We start from the raw sequence: 21,436 nt of genomic DNA, 5'->3' as shown, positions 1-21,436 counted from the left end.
GGTGGCACTTTTTTGGTGGCGAAAAGCGGTCGTGGCTAGTCCTAGCCTTGATGCTGTTTCACGTGAAACAAAGGGGATGGTAGACGCAAAAATGCACCCAACCATCGCGGTCAGGTGCATCAAGTAATTAGTTGAATTTAGTTAGGCTTGTTGTTTCCGGTGAAGTCCGAACAGCAACCCGCCAAGGAGTAAGAGGCCGAAGAGGACTAAGCCCGCCCCGGTCAGAGCTTCACCGGTTTGTGGCAGGGCTTTTTTGCCTTTCTGCGTTGTCCCAGTCGACACAGTTTGCTTGCCACTCGTTGGCTTTGTGCCGGTGTCAGTGCTTGGCTTTTGGCTAGGTTTCTTGCCAGGCTGGCGGTCGGAGCCTTGACCAGGCTTCTTGCCAGGCTCTTTACCAGGCTTTTTACCTGGTTCTTTACCTGGTTCTTTGCCTGGCGTGGTGCCGCCGCCATCAGTGGTGGAATCTGGAGTGACGACCACCAGATCATTGATGGCGCCTTTCAAATTAGCAATCGCCTCGTCAATTTCCGCCTGCGTCGCTCCGTCGTCCGCAGCAACCGCCTGCGCTTGCTTCAACGCGGCGGTCAAAGCCTGCCAACTCTCAGTGGTGAAATCAGCGGCAGGGAATTCCTGCGTTTGGGCGATTAGGCGTTCCAGAGAATCAGTTGATGGTGCGACTGGCGTTGCGGTGGCGACAATGGTGACGGTGGCGGTGAGGCTAGGAACCTGGGTGCTGGTGGCAGTTAACTTGTAATTGCCAGGCGTCACGGTGTCTGGTACGGAGACCACGCCGTCAGCGGAAACACTCAGCGGTGAGGTTGAAGTCAGCTTGTAGCTAGTAGCCGTACTCCAAGCATCGGTAATCGGCTGACCATCCTTGTCGGTAAAAAGTAGCAGTGGTTGGATCGTCTTCCCAACTTGCACGTCTACCGTTGGTTCAGCAAACGCCATTGCGGTTGGCACCGCGTGGGTGTGCACTTCTTGGGTGGGCTTTTCACCGTTAGGATTGTTAATTCCAGGAATCGTCTCGACGCTGGCTGGGAACCGGTACGTGCCGGCGGGGGAAGCTTCAGTGTAGTTGCTTGGATCGTCATCCCAGCTCAAAATCTTGTAGGTGACTTCGCTGCCGTCGTTGAGGGTGGCGACAGCGGTGGTTGGCAGGTCGAGGTCATTGCGAGCGTGACCGACGAAGCGGTCCACGACTGGCAGGGTTTTAAAACTAGTGATGGTGCGCGCTTCGCCGACCGTCACGTTAGCGACGATTGGCAGGGCCACGCCTGCTGCTTGGCCGACGACTGCAAATTTGCCGCCACCAGCGTACAAGGCTGGATCAATGTCATTCCAAGTAACCGGCGCTTTTTTGCTGGTGCCGTCGGAATAGTTAACGGTGACTTGTTCTGGCAGAGTCGGCGCAACGCCGGCATCGGTGGTGACGTCAATTGGCTCATAGCCGGATTCGTACAAGTTGCTGGCGACAATCAATTGCGGGGCCAAGGCCGTCGGTGACATGGTCAGGCCCTCTGGCACAGTCAACTTGCCTGCTTGATAGTCAGCATAAGCCTGTGCGGCACCACCAACGCTGAAGGCATCAAAGCCACTGTTGTCAGGGTTGTAGTTAGGCAGCGTTGATGGGGCAATCGCCAACATGAAGCTCACTTTGTCTGGCAAAGTTCCTTGCGCCGCGAGTTGCTTGAGGTAACTTGACACATCAATCTTCAGTTGGTTCTTGTTGGCGATGATGTCCTTGTTGGTGACATCGATGCTGACAATCGGCGTCGCCGTGGTGTCGTTGCCAGGAGCGTTATTCCAAGCGATGGTTTTGCTACTCCAATCGGCGGCAGTCGCATAGACATTTAGATGGAACTGCGTGTTAGCCATTTTGTCTTGCGCCGTCGCGCCTGTCGCTGAGTTCCAGGCATCATAGCGCATGATGCTCAGCTGCAACGCGGCCGAGGAAAAACCGCTGGCCAGCTGATCGGTTGGTACCGACACGTAAATTCGGCGGTTGTACGGATCAGTGCTGGCGTTTTTCATTTTGACTAAGGCACTGCCGGTGTAGTTTACGCCGAACACGAACTTATACGCGTCTGCGGCAGGTACGGTGCCAGAGCCAACTGCACCGGCAGAGTAGGCGACGTTACCGTCGCTCTTTTGCACAAAGGCCGCTTGATCCGCTACCAGCGAAATTTGGCTGGTGCCGGTACCTAGCTCGCCAGTGAAGGTGACAGTGGCTTGGATGTTCACGGCGGCACCAGCGAGGTCGGTGGCGCGGCCTTTGACGGTCACGGTGCCTGGTTTGAGCACATCCGCAAGCGGAATTACGTCCCACTGGATGGCGCTGGTTTTCTCGCCAGAGCTGATCACGTCGCCGTTCACCAGATCATCAAAGGTCAGGTTCAAGCTGGCTGGCAGCTGCGGGTAGAAACCGGTTTGCGCGGCAATCTTCAAGTCGACATCGCGGAAGTGCGTGGTTTTGGTGACGTCAGAAACTTGGGCAAAGCCGGCATCAAGCACCTTATCAGTTAAGCTGGTGCCGAAGAAGTCCTGCGTCACATCTTGAGCTAAGCCTAGCTGAGCAGCGGGGCTGGTCGCCGGGACTTTGAACATCTCAGTACGCTGCTTAAGTTTGTCCACGCTGGTGAAGGCGGTAATATCGTCAGCGGTCGGGTCAAACTCGGTGTCAGATTGCGCCTTGAGGTCAGCTTGTAACGCAGCGCTAGTGCTGACCGGCATTTGCGGGTCAACCAATTTGTTGCCGCCAGCGGCTAACACCGTTGGGGTCGCGCCGCTCCGGGTGGTCGCAATGCTGGCCGGGAAAATAACGTTGCGTTGGAAGTTCTTGGTCAAATCACCGCCGAGCGTGTTTTCCTTGGCAGGGCTCCCGTCAATCGGGTAGTTGGCCAAGAACACCACGGTGCCGGCGCCTTGCTTGTTAAGAATGTTATTTTCAAAATGGGCCGTGACACCAGAGTTATCGGTGCTATTACCTTCACCGAATACGGCGGTGGAAATGCCGTCGCCGATATAAAAACTATTGTTATAGTAACGTGGCATCGTGGCATTATCGACTTTTTGCCAGTAGTGCATCAGACTTTGCTGGCTATAAGTGTAGGCCGTGCCAGTGCCGGTTGGATTATCGGCATTTGTGCCTTTGTTGCCGAAGCCATCGTTGGCGGAGACATTGTAGCGGATGATGGAGTTTTGCTGATCGCCCATCGTCAGCATGAAGCCGCCGGCGTTGTCGTGAGAGTAATTATACTGATAAATCACGCCATCGCAGGCCATGTCGATGTCAAACGCTTCCGCATCGTTGTAGCCATAGCGAATGCCGTAAACTTCGTTGTACTGGAAAACGGCGTTATCCGTTGACATGGCCCATAAACCGGCATAGTTCTGGGTGCCGTAATCGGCGTTACATGGCCGAACCACCACGTTGCCTTCGACCAAGCCACCTTTTGCGACTTCAGACAGCACGATGCCGTCGCCGGCGATGTCTTGCAGGTAGTTGTTTTTGATTTTAACGTTGGTAAAGGTCTTGAAGAAACTGTTACCGCGCGAAGTATCAGCATCGGCTTTGGTGCGAATGCCTTCAAGGCCGGTGCGAATCACCGCGTTATGCTCAATCAAGACATTGTTAAAGCCAGTGGTGCTCCGATGCTCGTCGGCAGGGATAACTTCCTTACCGTCTTGATCGAACCAAGCACCGTAGACAATAATCCCGCCAACGCTCTTTGAGCGCATACTAGTGCGGTCACCGGAATAGTTCAGGTAGTATTCACTTTGGACATCGTGAACGTAATTATTGCGAATACGAATATTGTTAAAGGTGTGATCTTGTGTGTCACCGTAGACTAAGATCCCAGCACGTTGGGTGGTGCCAGGTTTCTTATAGGCGTCTTGATCTTTGAGGTCTTCACTGTTGGTGACTTCGAGATTAGAAATATCCCAATTCTCTTGGTTGCGCAGCTGAACGGCGCCGGAAACGGCGCGCTTGTATGACCCTACGCTTTCGGTCCCATTGCCATTGATGACCGGCCGGCGTGCGGCGGTGTAGCTGACCTTGCCCGCGGCATCAACTTGGTACAAGTCGATGACAATGGGGGCACTGGCTGACCCATCACCTTTAGGCCAAAGGTATTGATTATTCCAGGTGCTGGCCGCATTCAGCAGAATATGATCGCCAGGCTTAAAATTGACTCGATTAACGCGAGTCAGTGATTGCCAGGCGGTGGCAGCGCTGGTGCCGTTGGCGTCATCGTTGCCGTTTTGGCTGTCCACATAATAAGTCGTGCCACTGGTGGCCGGACCAGCTGAAGTGAAAAGCGCATCGCCGGCAGCTGCTTTTGGCTATGCGATGTTTGGTGAAATCAGGTTGAGGCCCAAGGCTAATAAGCCGATGCCTAACAGGCCGACCCCGATTTTTTTAACCCAGTTCATTCTCATTTTTCCTTGCTCCTTTTTTACCCATTTTGGCGTGCCTGTAGTAGAATGCCCCAAATCACCCCTTTCGTTGGTTCACGTTTCATATGCTTGAATACGTTTACCGAATTATTTTGGGAGTATTCTACCTTGCTCGAACAATAATGTGCAACCATCTTGTTTTTATTCAGGCGCCTCGCATTCGAATTTGACGATCAACAAATCATCAATGGACGCCTAAATATCAGCGTTCTACGTTCAGCATGGCAACCGACATTTTTTCTCGGCTTGAGGATTTGGATGAGCTAAATGGGCTGAAGGGGGTAGTGATTATTGCAAATCAGTGGCAGAATGATAATAAGGCGGAGGCAAAGTTAGGGTTGAGGAGGGGTTAAATGACTGGCGACCAAGAAAAATTATTAATTATAGCCGCATTAATTGGTTTGTCCCATAGCTTTGCCACCGGATCACCGCAGGCGCAAACGTTCGCTACGCGGAGCAAGGCACTGATTACGACCATCGCGGATGCCAAATACCAAGGGGTGAAGCTCTACACGGCGGTGTTGCCGCTAAGGCGCGCAATTGCTGATGCCATCAGCATGGAGCACTTGGCGTTAACGGCACCCCAGCAGCAGGACTGGGAAGATTTTAAACACGCGACGCAGCAGGCCTATGATGATTACTGGAAGAGCATCTCCACTTTGCAGACGTTGGCGTTTTAGCTGAGCATCATTTTGGCTTCGCATGCGGTGGGTGCGGTATGCTAGGTGGAGAAGGAACGCTTCAGCCACAGGAAGGAAGCGAGACAGATGGAATTCAAAGTAACGCTGATGGTCAGCAAGAATCCGGTCACGCTCTGGTGGGATGACGGCCTTAAAACCGACACCCCGGCGGCGCTGGAATATCTGCGAGAAGTTGCACCGCTCACTACCGTCAAAGTGCCAACGCCGAATACCGCCAAGCAGGGATTTGACTTGAATGACTGCGAGGAAACATTCAATGGCCTGGTATCAATGGGCGCCAACGTTGAGGTGGCCCCGCAGACTCAAGCGTAAGCGGAAAAATCGCCCTTGTCGGCGATTTTTTTGATTCCAGCGCCAGCGAGCAAAAGTTAAGTGACGGTTTTTAAAAATTGGTATGCACAAGTATATATAAAAAGTGCAAAGATATATCAAAAAAAATAAACGGTTTGCCACTGAAATAAGGCTCCGTGGTGTGCTGACCGCCTTAACTGGTATAGCAAAAATTTAAGCCCAACCTTACCAAATTTGTACCTAAATTCCCTTTTTCCGGTATTTTTTGGGGGTATACCAACAAGCCATCACAGGTGTCATTGATTGCGCTTTCAGACATCTCTTGTTAAGCTCACGCTGGTTAAAATTTTACACGCCCGAATGACCCGATTGGCCGGTGGGGACTGGCGAATCGCGCGGCGTTGATTCAACCGCACGCTAGGAGGAGCAAAGATGAAAAAGCGACATTTGATCAGTGCCGGGGTGTTGACGCTGGTGCTGTTGGCGACTGGGGCGGCCCATGTCCAGGCCGATGATAACCTCAACTTGGCCTTGAACCAGCCGGTGCAATTTTCCGGCGTGGAAGGCGATAAAAAGGCCGATGGGTCATGGGTATATCCACAATTTACCGGCGACAAGGCGGTCGACGGTGATGAAAGTACGCGTTGGTCAGCGGCCAAGCAAGACGACCAGTGGTTGACCGTCGATTTAGGCGCCACCAAAACCGTTAGCGAAATCGACCTGGATTTCCATGCGGAATCACCTGAATATGAGGTGCTGGTGGCCAAAGACGACCAGAACTATCAGCCGGTGTACACGGTCAAAAACGGGACGCAAGGCACTGTCATCAACCGCAAAATTACGTTGACGCAGCAGCAGGTCCGTTACATCAAGTACCACCAGCAAAAGCAGTTTCTCAACAGCCAGAATCAGCAATACTACGGCTCCAGCATCAATGAGCTCAAGGTTTTTGCCGATGAACAGCGGCTGACGAGTTTGAGCCTGGATGCTGCCAGCAAAACAGTGAGTGTGGGCAATTCCACCAGCTTCACCTACACTGGCAAGCCGACCGACTTCACGCCAGCCGCCTCAGCTGTCACTTGGAGCAGCTCTGATCCAAGTGTCGCGACCGTCGATGCAAAAGGGCAAGTGACCGGGGTGAAGGCAGGCAAAGCCACCATCACCGCGGCTGTGGCCAACAGTAACGTCACAGCCACCGCAGAAGTGACCGTGGCCGCAGAACGCGAAGAATACGTGCAAATGCGGCAGCGTTGGCGTGACCGGTTAATTGCGACTAATCCAGACCTCAGCGATCCTAACGTCAAGGCCTATTTAACGGATTTAGCGGCGCAAAGCCAGACCGTCTGGGACACGATGGATCGTAGCGCCACCCGCTCCCGGCTCTGGCCAGCGGTTGCAGGCGAAAGCGCCTCAGCGGATATCACGACGGTATTCACCAAAATCAAAACGCTGACGCTGGGTTATTACAATCCACTGAGCAAGCAGTATCATGATCAGGCGGTCTACGATGCCATTATCAGTGCCATCAATTTCATGATTACGGACCAAAAGTACAACGGCACGTACTGGTCAGATAACTGGTGGGACTGGCAAATCGGCGCGGCCCAGCAGCTGGACGACACGCTGATGTTGCTGTATAACGATTTGAATCAAAAAGACCACGCCACGCTGGTGAAATTCGTTCAGCCGCTGCTCGGGTACGACAAGGATCCCAACGTTCGGTGGCCAAACTACGTGGCGACTGGCGCGAACTTGACCGATGTTTCGATTACGGTGTTAGCCACTGGCCTGCTGCTCGAAGATGATAGCCGCGTTGCCTTAGTGCAGGAGAATCTGCCGAAAGCGATGGGCCTCGTGACGGTGAGTGATGGCATCTATGCTGATGGTTCGTTTGTGCAACACACCAACATTCCGTACACCGGGAGCTACGGGAACGAAATGATTAAAGGCATTGCCCGGGTTTCGTCGGTGCTGGTGGGTACGCCTTGGGCCATTGGCGAAGATCAGTTCTCCAGTATCTACACCCTGCTCGATAAAGGCTTTTTGCAGGGGATGGTCAATGGGCGAATGCCATCGATGCTTTCCGGCCGTAGTATTTCCCGGACGCCTGGCACGAACTCAGAAACCACAGAGCTGGAAACCGGGAAAGAAACCATTGCTAACTTGAGTTTGATCGCCGATGCTACGCCGGCGCCGCTCAAAGGCAAGATTTACCAAGCTATTGCCACCTGGGTTGCCCAAGTTGGTAGCCGCTACAACTTCTACAGCAACCCCCGAGATTACGCTGCTTTGACCGGGCTGAAGACGGTTTTAGACAGTACTACCGCCCAGGCCAATGATGTCGATTCGTTGAATATCTACGGCTCTATGGATCGCGTGCTACAAAAGACTGCTGATTACTCAGTTGGGATTGCCATGTACTCCAAACGCATCGCGAATTATGAGGCTATCAACGATGAAAACGTGCGAGGCTGGCATACTGCCGATGGGATGCTGTATCTCTACAACAATGATTACGACCAGTTCGGCACGGGTTATTGGCCGACTGTAGACCCGTATCGCTTGCCAGGTACAACGGTTGATACGGCCCCGCTAGCTGACGGCGCTGGCGCCTCGACCCTTAGCCCGCAAGCTTGGGTAGGTGGTGCTAGCGATAACAAGATTGCCACGGTGGGGATGGCCTTGAACAAGGTCAACCAAGGCCAAAACCTTAAGGCGATGAAGTCTTGGTTCCTGCTTGACGGTCAAATCGTCAACCTAGGGGCGAATATCAATGGCAGCACTACTGCCGACATCGAAACGATTGTCGACCAGCGACAAATTGATCCGGCAACCGCCAAAGTCACGGTGGATGGTCAGCCTTTTGCCAATCAGAAAACCGTCAGCCAATGGGCAAATCTCAATGCCGCCGATCCGAAGAACAATGTTGGCTACATCATTGCGCCAAATAATGATCCGGTTGACATCAGTCAGGCGACACGTAAAGGGTCATACTCGGATATCAACAAGACCTTCCCGAACGATACCATTTACACCAAGACTTACCTCACCCTCGCCGCGATGCACGGTAAAACCGTGACCAATGGCACTTATGAATATGTCACGGTGCCTGGCGCCACCGATGCCCAAGTGGCAGCTTTGGCGAAAAACCCGAGTTATGAAGTGCTGTCGAACACCGATCAGCTGCAGGCCATTCAAACCAAGAATGAAATCTTGGCCAATGTTTGGACCCGCGCTAATCAGCTGGGCGACTTGGTTTCGATCGATAACACCGCTGCCGTACTGATCAAGGACCTCGGCAACAACCGTTATCAAATCACCGCCTCCGAACCGCGGCAAACTGGCGCCACGGTCAACTTCACTTTCAACTATCCGGTTAGTCTGGTTGACAAGGCCGATACAACCTTCACCGCTGAGGATAATCAGCTGCATTTCGCCACCGCCGGCCTAGCAGGAGCGAGTCAGACGGTCACAGTTCAGCTGGCGGTGCCGACAGATAAAACGGCCCTGACCAAGACGATTGCCAAAGCGCAAAGCCTAAGCGCTGACACCTATACGCCAAGCAGTTTTGCTAAAGTTCAAGCCGCTTTGACCGCGGCCCAAACCGTCGCTGGCAACGAGGAGGCCTCCCAAGCTGACATTGATGCTGCGGACGCCGCTTTGACGGCGGCAGTCGCTGACCTCGTTGAAGTTGCAGAAAAGGAATCGCTGACCAATGCGATTGCGGCGGCCGATAAACTGAAAGCCAGCAACTACACCCCAAGCAGCTGGCAGGCGATGCAAAAAGTTTTGGCCGCGGCCAAACAAGTCGCTGGCGATCTTGATGCGACCCAAGATGCAGTCAATGATGCTACTGCTCAAGTGACAGCCAGCGTAAAAGCGTTGAATAAAGTGGCCGATACAATTGCCTTGCAAGCGGCCATCACTGTGGCCAATAAGTACGCGGCTAAGAATTATACGGACGCAACGTGGCAGGCACTGCAAGCCGCCATCAAGGCCGGGCAAGCCTTGACTGGAGAAGCCACCCAGACGGAAGTTGATGCCGCGACCGCTAAAATTAATGCCGCCATCAAGGGTTTGGTTAAGGTCACGGCGACTGTCGATCAGGAAACTGATCAGAAGCCAATTAAAAAGCCAAATCCGCAACCGACTGGCCAAACAGACCAACCATCAGGCAAACAGCCAAATCCAGCCCAGAAGCCGCAAACGCCGGCGAAGGCTAGCCAGCCCGCAGCGGCCAAGGCGAAAGCTACAAAGCGCAGCTTACCAAGCACCGGTGAAGTCACCTTTGCAGCGTTAAGCGTGCTGGGGATGAGTTTGCTAGCAGGCGTGGCGCTAATTTGGCGGAAGCATCGCGCATAATTTGAATCGTAAATCAGCATGAGACAAAAAACGCACCGCATGACTCACATGGTGAGCTGTGCGGTGCGTTTTTGTCTGCCCTTAATGTTTCGCTTTCCGGCTGAGGTGCTTTGTCAGCCGGTTTGATTGGTAAATGGACCAAACGCTGAATCCGAAGTAAAGGAGCAAAAGTGGTACGCCGATTCCGACGACCCACCAGGCCAGCGTCAGCGATAACGTCTGACCGTTATCTGCGAGATACTGTTGAACCAAGGCGGCTCCGGCCCAGAGCAAGAGCATCAGCACGATAGGGATGGCCGAGGTGCCTAATCGGAAAAGCCGGTTTAAACGCCACCCAATGACGAAACTTAGCCCAAAAGTGAGCGCAATCACCGCTAAATCAAGCGGGGCGGGAATAATCAACGCTGATCCCGGCTGACGCACTAGCAGCCAAACGGTACCGATCAGCCAGAACAGCATCACCATCCCGCTGCCATGCCATAACCACTTTTCCTGTTTCACCGTGGCGTAGGGTAGGGCAGACAGTAGCTTAATGATGGCATAACCACCAACGAGGGTGAGGGCCAAGAGCAACCCCATCGTCAAGCCTTTAATCGGTAGACCCGGTTGGCGTCCTGCTGCCAATAGTAAGGCGGCGAACCAGCTAAACCAAACCAGACTACCGCCGATGCGGAGCCAAGTCAGCACCGGTAATAGTGGTAGTTCGCGCAAAATGGCCTTGGCCATGGCTTTAGGTTCCTGACCGAAGAATGATTCTGCACTGGCACCATCGCGCTGCGCATCGAGTAAATCTTGCATCATCGCTAAAAGCTGACTTGCCACGGCGCTGCGGTCACGCGCCCAGCCTTCCAGCCACATGAACAGTCGCAGCCGACTGAACCAGGCACGATTAGCGCTGGTGAGTTGACGCTGCAAAGTATCGAGCTTAGTTTCATCTTCTGGATTTTTCATCATCGATAGCCTCCATGACGGCAGCGACTTGCGCGCCAAACGCTGCCCATTGCGTTTGAAAAGCGGTGAGATTTTCAAAACCTTGCGTGGTGAGCGAAAAGTACTTCCGCGTTGGTCCCTCGGGTGAGGCGACACTGCGACTGCTGAGGGCCCCTTGATGTTCTAACTTGGCGAGTAGCGGATAAAGGGTGCCACCTGCAATCGAGGTGAAGCCATAGCCGTGTAAGGCCTGCATTAATTCATAACCGTAGATCGGACCCTTGGCAATAATAGCCAAGACGCAGCCTTCCAAAACGCCGCGCAATAATTGAGTTTGTTTCATGGCGCCTCCTAGTTAGTCTCCCTGACTAGCTGAGTATAACATGCCTGACTAGTTAGCCAAACTAAATAGTATCATGATGCGCTGTTTCGTGTTTATAATCCGCAATCAGCTGTTCGCCAAACTGGGCGCTTAATGCTTTTTATAAATTGGTATGTACAAAAATATTTCCCATTTAAATTAGAATATCGCTAATAACTAGCGGTTACCGCTCGTAAAAACGCGATTGTGATTTAGCGAGCATTTATTGGTATGGAAAATTTAAGCCCAATCCGGGCATTTTTATTTTCCAGCCCAGAACGCCGCCTGCTGGTGGTGTATACCACTGGCAAATGTGGAATATGAATGATTGCGCTTCCAGCCGCACCTTGGTACGCTCACGCTGGTCAAAATTTTAAGTAAGGCAGCTGGACGGCGGTCGGTGGGCGACGGCAAGCCACTCAGTATTGACTAAAAGGTGAACCTGAGGAGGAGCAAAATGAAGAAGCGACATTTGATTAGTGCCAGCGTCTTAGCATTAGCGCTGGTGACCACAGGCGCGATGCATGTGCAGGCGGATGACAACTTGAACCTCGCCCTAAACCGGCCAGTGACTTTTTCTGGCGTCGAAGGAGATAAGAATGAAAAAGGTAGCTGGGTTTATCCCCAGTTCAGCGGGGAAAAAGCGGTCGATGGGGATGAAAGCACCCGCTGGTCTGCGGGTAAAACTGATGATCAGTGGTTGACCGTCGACATAGGGGCAGCCAAGCCGGTCAGTGAAATCGATCTGGACTTTTCTGCGGAAGCCCCGGCTTATGAAGTGTTGATCGCCAAGGACGACCAGCAGTTCAAATCAGTTTATACCGTCAACAAGAATCTGCCGGCTAGCACCGGCGTCAAGGCGGATCGCAAAATCACCTTGACGCAGCAGCAGGTCCGATACATCAAATTCCATCAGGAAAAACAGTGGCTTCACACCAACGGGCGAACGTATGGGACTAGCTTGAATGAAATCAAGGCCTTTGCCAAAGCGCAAACGCTGACCGGCCTCACTTTAGACGCGACGACCAAAACCGTGAGTGTCGGCAACACGACGCAGTTCAAATACACCGCGACCCCGAGCGATATGACGCCGAAAGCTGATGCCATCACCTGGACCAGCAGTGATCCAAGTGTGGCTAAGGTTGATGCGAAGGGACAGGTGACGGGACTTAAAGCCGGTAAAGCCACCATCACCGCTGCGGTGGCCAACACCAATGTGAGCGCCAAAGCCGAAGTCACCGTTGCCGCGGCCCGCGCCGAGTACGTGCAAATGCGGCAGCGTTGGCGCGACCGCTTGATCGCCGATAATCCGGATTTAAGTGATGCGAATGTGAAGGCTTATCTCACCAGTCTGGCGAGCCAAAGTCAAACCTTGTGGGACACGATGAATCGCAGCGCTGACCGCGACCGCCTGTGGGCCTTGAAGCCAGCGGATACCATTTCGGCGGACTACACCACCACCTTTACCAACATCAAGCTGCTGACGCTGGGTTATTACAACCCCCTCAGCAAGCAATACCATGATCAGGCAGTGTATGACGCCATTATTGCCGCCATCAACTTTATGATTACGGAGAAGCAATATAACGGTACTTATTCCAAGGGCAACTGGTGGGATTGGCAAATCGGCTCTGCGCAGCAACTCGATGACACCCTGATGCTGCTATACAACGACCTGAACGCAAAAGATCATGCAACCCTGGTGAAATTCGTGCAGCCGCTCTTGGGTTACTGCAAGGATCCTAACATTCAGTGGCCAAGCTACACTGCCACCGGCGCCAACCTGACCGATATTTCGATTTCCGTATTGGCTAGCGGTTTGCTGCTGGAAGATGACAGCCGCGTGGCGCTGGTCCAACAAAACTTGCCTAAAGCCATGGGGCTGGTGACCGCGAAAGATGGGATTTACGCCGATGGTTCCTTCGTGCAGCACACCTTCTTCCCGTACAATGGCTCCTACGGTAACGAAATGATCAAAGGCATCGCGCGGGTATCGTCGATTTTGGTCGGCACGCCTTGGACGATTGCCGAAAATCAATTCACCAATGTCTTCAACCTGCTGGATAAAGGCTATTTGCAGCTGATGGTCAACGGGCGGATGCCTTCAATGGTATCCGGGCGGAGTATTTCCCGAGCGCCTGGCACCAACCCCGAAACCACCGAGCTGGAAACCGGGAAGGAAACCCTGGCGAACCTGACCTTAATTGCCGACGCGACGCCGGCCCCATTGAAGGCCAAAATCTATCAGGCCGTGGCGACTTGGGTGGCGCAAGTGGGCAATCGCTACAACTACTTCAACAACCCTCGCGACTATGCTGCCATCACTGGCCTGAAAACCGCACTGGCTAACGCCACCGCGCAGCCAGCCGATGTGGATTCACTGAACGTCTACGGCTCGATGGACCGCGTTTTGCAAAAAACGGCTGACTATGCCGTTGGGATTGCCATGTACTCCAAGCGCATCGCCAACTTCGAATATGGCAACACCGAAAATGGTAAAGCTTGGCACAGCGCCGATGGCATGGTCTATCTCTACAACAACGACCTGGATCAATTTGGCGAAGGTTACTGGCCAACCGTCGATCCGTATCGCTTGCCTGGGACCACCGTGGATACCGCTGAACTGGCGGTCGGGGAAAAGTCCTCATCGCGTAGTCCCCAAGCTTGGGTCGGTGGGGCCACGGATCACCACACTGCCAGCATCGGCATGGCGCTGAACAAAGTGAACGAAGGCCAAAACCTCAAGGCGATGAAGTCTTGGTTCCTGCTCGACGGGCAAATCGTCAACCTCGGTGCCAACATCACTGGTAGCACGAAGGCTGATATCGAAACTATCGTCGACCAGCGGCAATTCGACCCTGCCACCACAAAAATCACCGTTGATGGCCAGCCTTTTGCCAGTCAAAAGACCGTGAGCCAGTGGGCCAACCTCAATGCGGCCGACCCGAAAAACAACGTCGGTTACATCATTGCCCCGCACAATGACCAGGTCGCCATCAGCCAAGCCACCCGCGAAGGCTCGTATAAAGACATCAACGGGTACTTCCCATCTGATACGGTTTACGCTAAAACCTATCTGACCTTGGCTGCGATGCACGGCCAAAACGTTGACAATGGTAGTTACGAATACGTGACCGTGCCTGGCGCTACCGATGCCAAAATCGCCGCGCTGGCGAAAACGCCAAGCTACAAGGTCCTGGCCAACACCAATCAGCTGCAGGCCATTCAAACCAAGGATGAAATCCTGGCGAATGTTTGGACTAAGGCCGATCAGCTGGCGGATCTCGTGTCAATTGATAACACCGCCTCCGTTGTCATCAAGTCCCTGGGCCATAACCGTTACCAATTAACCGCCGCCGAACCGCGGCAAACCGGCGCCACAGTGAACTTCACCTTTAATCATCCAGTGTCAATCACGACCAAGGCTACCGGCGCCTTCACGGCAGCCGGCAACCAGTTGCATTTTGACACCACTGGCCTGGCTGGCGCTAGTCAAACCGTAACCGTGCAGCTCGCCGTCCCAGTCGACAAAACCGAGTTGCAAAAAGTGGTGGCGCAGGCCAAAGCGCTGGTCGCTGCTGATTACACCCCTACCAGCTTTGCCAAAGTGCAAACGGCTCTTGAACAAGCAGAAGCGCTGGTGGATGACCAGTATGCCGCGCAGTCCGATGTCGATGCTGCAGTACAGAACCTGACCACCGCCATCAAGGATCTGGTCAAAGTGGCAGATAAAGAAGCCTTGACCAATGCCCTGGCAGCGGCCGACAAGCTCAAGGAAGCCGACTACACGCCAAGCACCTGGCAAGCTTTGAAGAAAGTGCGGGTCTCTGCCCAAGCCGTTGCGGCTGATCCAGAAGCCACTCAGGCTGCAGTGGATGCCGCCACCAAGGCGCTGAATGAGGCCATCAAAGGTTTGGCCAAAGTTGCTGATACTTCTGCGCTGGAAGCAGCGCTGGCGGCAGCAGGTAAGTATGACGAAAAAGCCTACACCAAGGCCAGTTGGGCAGCGTTGCAGGCTGCCATCACTGAGGCCAAAGCCTTGACTAACGAAGCCACGCAAGCGGCAGTGGATGCCGCCGCGGCTAAAGTGAACGCTGCGATGAAGGCCCTGGTCGCCGTAACGCCAGATCCGGCGCCGGAACCAGAACCGGCACCAAATCCGGCCCCGAATCCGACCCCTGCGCCCAAACCAACGCCTAACACCAAGCCGAACCACAGTGCGAAGCCGCAAACCGGCAAGCACCAAAGCCTGCCAACCACCGGCGAAGTGACCTTTGCCGCGTTAAGCGTGCTCGGAGTGGCGCTGTTAGCTGGCGTCGCGCTGATCTGGCGTAAGCACCGCGCATAGAACCACAGTGAGTTAAACCGGCACCGTTCCCTGTGAATCGCAGGTGAACGGTGCTTTTTGGTGCCTGCAAACCGGTAGGCGCTTTGCAAGTTAGGCATCGTTCACTATTGGTATGTACAAAAGTGGTTAGGGGTTGGAAATGGCAAATGCCGGTTTAATAGGCCTGAATTCGGGCTTAAAAACCCAATTCGTGAAAATTGACGAAAACTATTAGACCATCACAACGAAGGTGAAAGTCCTCATTTTTAGAAGTGTACAGCAGCGCTGTTGACGTGGTTAAAAAGGTGAAAATAATGAGCATCGTGGCTCGATTTAAAAAAGATTTCCGGGTTAATCGTACCTACCAATCAGGCATTTTCCGCCCTAAAAGACCGGTTGATGCAAGGAAATTCGGTCAAATATTCAAAAAGCGAAAAAATCGTTCCAAGAAATAAAATATTTATTGCCCGGCGCAAGTGAGGGGGACAAATTTTTACCTTGAGTGAACCACGCTAGCACCAACGGGATCCGCTTGCGGCGCGACTTGAAACCGGATACACTCACGGTGGTTGGTACCACTGCTGGGGAGTGGGGGTATCAATGTCTGAGCTAACCGGCTCACGGGCGAATTTCGAGCCGGGCACCAAAAAGGAGGAAACTGAGTATGGCACATGGGAAGTCCACCACTTTCAAGTTCAAAGGCCTGCTTTACAGTACGGCAGTCCTTTCGTTCTTAACAGTCTCAGGACTAAGTGGGTATCATGTTCACGCGGCAACGCAGCAACCAGCAGCGAAGGAGGAAGCTGCAGTTCAAGACACGCAGGCGCAAGCTGACCAGCCGCAAACTGATCAAACCGCCGATGCCACCACCGATGCCACAACTGCTACGGGTAAGCAGGTTGAAGCACCAGCGGCACAGCAAGCAACACCAGAAGCAGCACCGGCTGGGGAGTCGGCGGCTGCTGCAGACGTTAAAGCGGATCCGGCCCCTGGGGTAGAGCAAGAGGCAAAGCCGGCTGCTGATGCCGCCACTGATCAAACGGCAGACCAAAGCGCAGATCAAGCGGCCAAACAAGCCGCCGGTCAACCCGCGGCAGATGATCAAAGTGCAGACGATGCAGTCAGCGATGATACGGTGGCTAATCCGATCACCAATGTCGAGAAGCAAACCAACGTCTACGAAGTCACCTATCAAAACGGGCAAAAGGCGCATGTCAGCGTGCTCACCGATAAGATGTTCCGCTATTATGTTGATCCAAGCGGTGAGTACGGCGACCCGGCACAGTCCAAGGAAGGGCTCAACGCCAAGATTTTCCCGCAGGCCTTAGATGACTATGACAAGGCGGCGTTCAATGCCTCGACCTTGACCACCACTGACGCGGGCTGGACCATCGGCACTGATGCGATTCAAATTCAGTTCGCCAAGGCCACCGGGTTGATGTCAGTGCTGCACAACAACAAGATTGTGCTGGCGGAAAGCAAGCCTTTGGAAGTGACGGCCGGGGGGTCGACGCAATATCTGAAGGACGCTGCTGGCAGTCAGTACTTCGGCGGTGGCACCCAAAACGGTGAATTCACCATGAAGGGTAAGGAAATCAAGATTCTCAAGACCAATGACTGGGTTGATGGCGGGGTAGCGTCACCGAATCCGTTCTACTGGTCCACTGCGGGTTACGGCGTGGTGCGCAACACCTTCAAGCCGGGGACCTACAATTTTGACACCGCGAATAATGGCGAAATTACGGCTAACCACGAGGAAGATCGCTTCGATGCGGTTTACTTCTTCGATGACACGGCTTACGCCTTGATTCACGATTACCAAGAACTCACCGGCCTGCCGGCTTTGATGCCGCATTATGCTTTCTATGAAGCCCACTTGAACGCTTATAACCGCGATATCTGGGTCGAAGTTCCAGAAGGCACGTACGGCGGCATCAAGTTCCCAGATGGCAAGACTTACAAGGAATACGAACCGGATAAGGTCCCGGCTGGCCAAACCGGCACGCTGGAATCCTTGAACGGGGAAAAGGATAACTATCAATTCTCCGCCCGCGAAGTCATCGATGAATACATCGCGCATGACATGCCACTGGGCTGGTTCCTGCCAAACGACGGCTATGGCGCTGGCTACGGCCAAACGGATAGCTTGGCTGGCAACATCGAAAACTTGAAGGGATTTATCCAGTACGCCAATGAGCGCGGCATTCAAGTCGGCTTGTGGACTCAGCAAAACCTGAAGCCCGTGGACCCTGATAACCCGACCAACAAGGACCGCGATTTCGCCGCTGAAGTCGCCGCCGGGGTCGTGGCGCTGAAGACCGATGTGGCTTGGGTGGGCCCTGGGTACTCCTTCGGGCTTGATGGCATCGAAACTGCCACTGATATGATGGAACAAGTGAACGGCGACAGTATTCGGCCCTTCATCATCACCTTGAACGGCTGGGCTGGCACCCAGCACTATGCGGGTGTTTGGGATGGCGACCAAACCGGCGGCGAATGGGAATACATCCGCTTCCACATTCCAACGTACATCGGCGAAGGCTTATCCGGCCAGCCGAATGTCGGCTCTGACTTGGATGGGATTTTCGGCGGCAAGAACCCGATTATCAACATTCGCGACTTCCAGTGGAAGACCTTCACGCCAATCGAACTCAACATGGATGGTTGGGGCAGCAATCCAAAGAATCCATTTGTCTTTGATGAGGCGACCACCAACATCAACCGCGCTTACCTGAAGCAAAAGTCGATGCTGATGCCGTATATTTATACCGCGGCGGCGCAATCCACCTTCGACGGCAAGCCAATGGTGCGGGCGCTCTTCCTCGACTATTCAAATCTGCCAGAAACCTACACGGATCTGGTGAAATACGAATACATGTGGGGCGACGACTTCCTGGTGGCACCAGTTTACCAGGACACCAACGCCGACGCGCAAGGCAATGACGTGCGCAATGGCATTTACCTGCCAGATGCCAACCAAGTCTGGATTGACTACTACACCGGCAAGGAATACCAAGGCGGTCAGGTCATCAATAACTTTGATGCCCCGATTTGGAAGCTGCCAATTTTCGTCAAAGCCGGCTCAATTATTGCCACCACGCCTGCGCATAATACGCCAGACAAAATGGATCTCAGCCAGCGGCAGTTCCAGATTTACGCTAACGGCAAGACCACCACGACGAACTACGAAGATGATGGGATTTCCAAGGAATACCTGAATGGTCAGTCCAGCAAGACCACTATCACCTCTGACCTGCAAGGTACTAAGCTCACCGTCACCGTTGATCCGATGACCGGCAGCTACGCCAACATGGTCACTGATCGCACCACCGAATTTGATATTCGCAGCAAGACGGCGCCAGCTAGCGTCACCGCCACGGTTGGCGGCAAAACCGTCACCCTCACTGCAGTGGATAGCTTAGAAGCCTTCAACGCTGGCACGAATGTCTACTTCTATGACCAGGCTTACCTGATCAATGACTACCTGAAGGGCATTGGCACCGGCATCGAGCAAGCCTTCCTGCGCGTGAAATTAGGCGCCACCGATGTCACTCAAAATGGCATTGTCTTGACCGTTGACGGCGTTGATACCACCGCGGCCCCAGTCAATGCACTGCCAGCGCAAAATGATGCTGTGCCTGCCGTCACCAACCTGACCCAGCAAGCTGACACCACCGATGCCCGGCAAATCGGCATGACTTGGGATGCTGTTGAAGGCGCCACCGGCTATAACCTAAAGCTCGACGGGGTGCTCCACGCCAATGTGCAAGGCACCAGCTTTATCCTAGATGGCTTGCTGGTGAAGAGCGACCATACCGTGCAAATTCAGGCGATTACCGCTGATGGCGCCGGGGCGTGGACGGATGTGCAGAACATGAGCACCGATGATGATCCGCTGCAGGATGCCATCAAGGGCATTGTGGTTCGGAGCACTGACTCCAACATCACTGGCACCGACATCTGGCAGGAGGATATGGGTCCAGAACTGCTCTTCGATCTTGACTTGAACTCGACGGCGCATACCAATTGGTTCACCGGCCCGGATGCCAAGCAAGATGCCACGCCGCTGTCCATGCTGGTTGAACTGCGCAATGTGTACGAATTGGACCACTTCACCTACGTGCCGCGCGTGGATGGCGGTAACGGGACCATCACCGGCCTGGATATCTCGGTTTCCATCGACGGGGTGCACTGGAGCGATCCGATTCAGACGCGCGGTTGGGCCGCCAACGGTCAGGAAAAGACCGTTGACCTCAGCGGCTTGAAAGCTTACTTTGTGCGCTTCACCGTGCCAAAAGGGATGTCAGTTGGCCAATTCGTTTCGGGTCAAGAATTCCTGCTGTTCAAGAAGGAAGGCACCAAGCCGCACTGGCCTGGCGATTTGACCAACGACGGCACCTGGACCGATGACGACGAAACCTCCCTGCGGAACTACGCTGGCTTGACTCATGGTAAGGACTCCGACTTTGATGGTTATGTTGAAAATGGTGACATGAACCAAAACGGCACCATCGATGCCTATGACATTAACTATGTCGAAACGCACCTCGGCACCGCCGTCACGACTTGGGATGAGGCTGTACCAACTGGCACTTTGACTCTCAAGACGGACAAGACCAGTTACCAGCCAGGCGACACCATCACCGTGACCTTGCAAGGCCATGATCTGACCGGCGTGAACGCCCTGTCCGTGCACATTCCGTATACCAGCAAGGAACTGACCTTTGGTAACGTCCAGGCCACCGACGCGACGAAGAACATGATCAACTTCTCCAAGAGCCGGTTGCACTCTGATGGCAGCGAAGATCTGTATCTGATCTTCTCAAACAAGGGTGAAGCTGACCGCTTAAGCGGCGACTTGGACCTGGCGACCTTCACGTTAACCGCGAAGAAGCCACTGTCCGGGGATGCGCTGAAGTTGGCGTTGACGGATCCAATGCTGGTTAACCAAATCAGCAAGGAAGCCTTCCTAGAAGCACCAGCCGCCGTTGAGTTAACCTATCTGGATCCCGCCAAGGCTGGCTTGCGGCAAAGCATCGCTACCGCCAAGGCCCTGAATCCAGAGCATTACACCGCTGATAGCTGGCAAGCCGTTGCCGATGCGCTGACACAAGGCCAAACCGTCGCTGATGACAGTGCGGCTGACCAAGTGGCCATCGATACGGCGCAACAAAGCCTGATTGATGCCGTCAAAGGCCTCACCCCGGCCACGCACCTCGACAAAGCCGTTTTGGCTGAGTCATTGAAGCTTGCGCAAGGGGTCGACGCCAGCGGCTACACCGTAGACTCTCAGCAAGCCCTTGCCGACGCGATCAGCAACGCGGCTGCAGTGGTGGGCGATGATGCCGCCACGCAGGACACCATTGATGATGCGGCGATTCAGCTGACCGCGGCGCTGGCCGGCCTCAAGGCTAAGCCAGTGGTGGTGGATAAGACCGCCTTCCAAGCGGCGATTGCTAAGGCCGAAAAAGCGGCTAAGGATGCGGCTCACTACACCGCCCAAAGCTATGTCGGCGTGGCTGATGCCTTAGCTGCTGCCCAAGCGGTAGCGGCTAATCCAAATGCCACCGCGGCGCAAGTCGAAGCGGCCACCACCGCTTTGCAAGAGGCTTTGGCCATCCTCAAGCCGGTGGCTCAGGGTGAGCAAACCGGCAAGCATGATCAAGGCACCAAACCTGCGCCAGCTGACAACCAAGTTGCTAAGTTGAAGCAGGATAAAAAAGCAACGCAGCAACAAAAAGTGGCGGCGATCACCAAAGCCGCCGGCAAGAAGACGCTACCGAAGACCGGCGAGTCGACCACCCCGCTGGCAGCCCTTGGCGTTGCACTACTCAGCTTACTCGGGGGTCTTGGGTTCTCCCGGCGCAAGCAAAACTAACTGACCGTAATCAACAACCGGTAAATATGGGAGAAGCGACCGTCTGGGGGAGACGGCCGCTTTTTTGCGGGCTCATTGCCCGGGAAATAAATAACAATCGCTTCGCGCAGTCCGAGGAAATCGTC

At 54.0% G+C, this 21,436-nt stretch carries 8 protein-coding genes; 5 read left to right on the top strand and 3 right to left on the bottom strand.

All coding sequences use genetic code 11. The features are described from left to right. Window positions 1–141: 141 nt before the first annotated feature. Entirely contained in the window at window positions 142–4,278 is a 4,137-nt protein-coding gene (locus tag JUF11_RS02675; RefSeq protein WP_204118199.1) for an Ig-like domain-containing protein, read from the bottom strand. 536 nt (window positions 4,279–4,814) lie between these two features. Between JUF11_RS02675 and JUF11_RS02670 the strand changes: the two genes are divergently transcribed. The 3 genes from JUF11_RS02670 to JUF11_RS02660 all read left to right on the top strand — a co-directional run bounded on the left by JUF11_RS02670 (window position 4,815) and on the right by JUF11_RS02660 (window position 9,815). Next, a complete protein-coding gene (locus JUF11_RS02670; RefSeq protein WP_204118198.1) occupies window positions 4,815–5,141 on the top strand; it encodes a hypothetical protein in 327 nt (108 codons plus the stop codon). Window positions 5,142–5,228: 87 nt separating this feature from the next. After that, the gene (locus JUF11_RS02665) at window positions 5,229–5,474 is read left to right on the top strand and encodes a hypothetical protein (protein ID WP_204118197.1); all 246 of its coding nucleotides are present in this window, start codon (window positions 5,229–5,231) and stop codon (window positions 5,472–5,474) included. Between the two features lie 411 nt (window positions 5,475–5,885). Continuing rightward, complete coding sequence (locus tag JUF11_RS02660; RefSeq protein WP_204118196.1) at window positions 5,886–9,815, top strand: polysaccharide lyase family 8 super-sandwich domain-containing protein; 3,930 nt, start codon at window positions 5,886–5,888, stop codon at window positions 9,813–9,815. An 81-nt stretch (window positions 9,816–9,896) separates the two neighbouring features. Here JUF11_RS02660 and JUF11_RS02655 read toward each other — a convergent pair whose 3' ends face one another. After that, entirely contained in the window at window positions 9,897–10,769 is an 873-nt protein-coding gene (locus JUF11_RS02655; RefSeq protein WP_204118195.1) for a DUF1129 domain-containing protein, read from the bottom strand. Further along, a complete protein-coding gene (locus JUF11_RS02650) occupies window positions 10,747–11,088 on the bottom strand; it encodes a PadR family transcriptional regulator (RefSeq protein WP_204118194.1) in 342 nt (113 codons plus the stop codon). The genes JUF11_RS02655 and JUF11_RS02650 overlap by 23 nt, the downstream gene beginning before the upstream one ends. Before the next feature lie 475 nt (window positions 11,089–11,563). Between JUF11_RS02650 and JUF11_RS02645 the strand changes: the two genes are divergently transcribed. Further along, on the top strand, window positions 11,564–15,454 hold the full coding sequence (locus JUF11_RS02645) for a polysaccharide lyase family 8 super-sandwich domain-containing protein (RefSeq protein ID WP_204118193.1): 3,891 nt from the start codon (window positions 11,564–11,566) through the stop codon (window positions 15,452–15,454). Window positions 15,455–16,097: 643 nt separating this feature from the next. Further along, on the top strand, window positions 16,098–21,311 hold the full coding sequence (locus tag JUF11_RS02640; protein WP_204118192.1) for a TIM-barrel domain-containing protein: 5,214 nt from the start codon (window positions 16,098–16,100) through the stop codon (window positions 21,309–21,311). Window positions 21,312–21,436 lie beyond the last annotated feature (125 nt).

Source organism: Lacticaseibacillus suilingensis (assembly GCF_016861845.1).
Lineage (GTDB): Bacteria > Bacillota > Bacilli > Lactobacillales > Lactobacillaceae > Lacticaseibacillus > Lacticaseibacillus suilingensis.
Note: the sequence above shows the minus strand (reverse complement) of the source record. Positions and strands in the feature narration are given on the sequence as shown.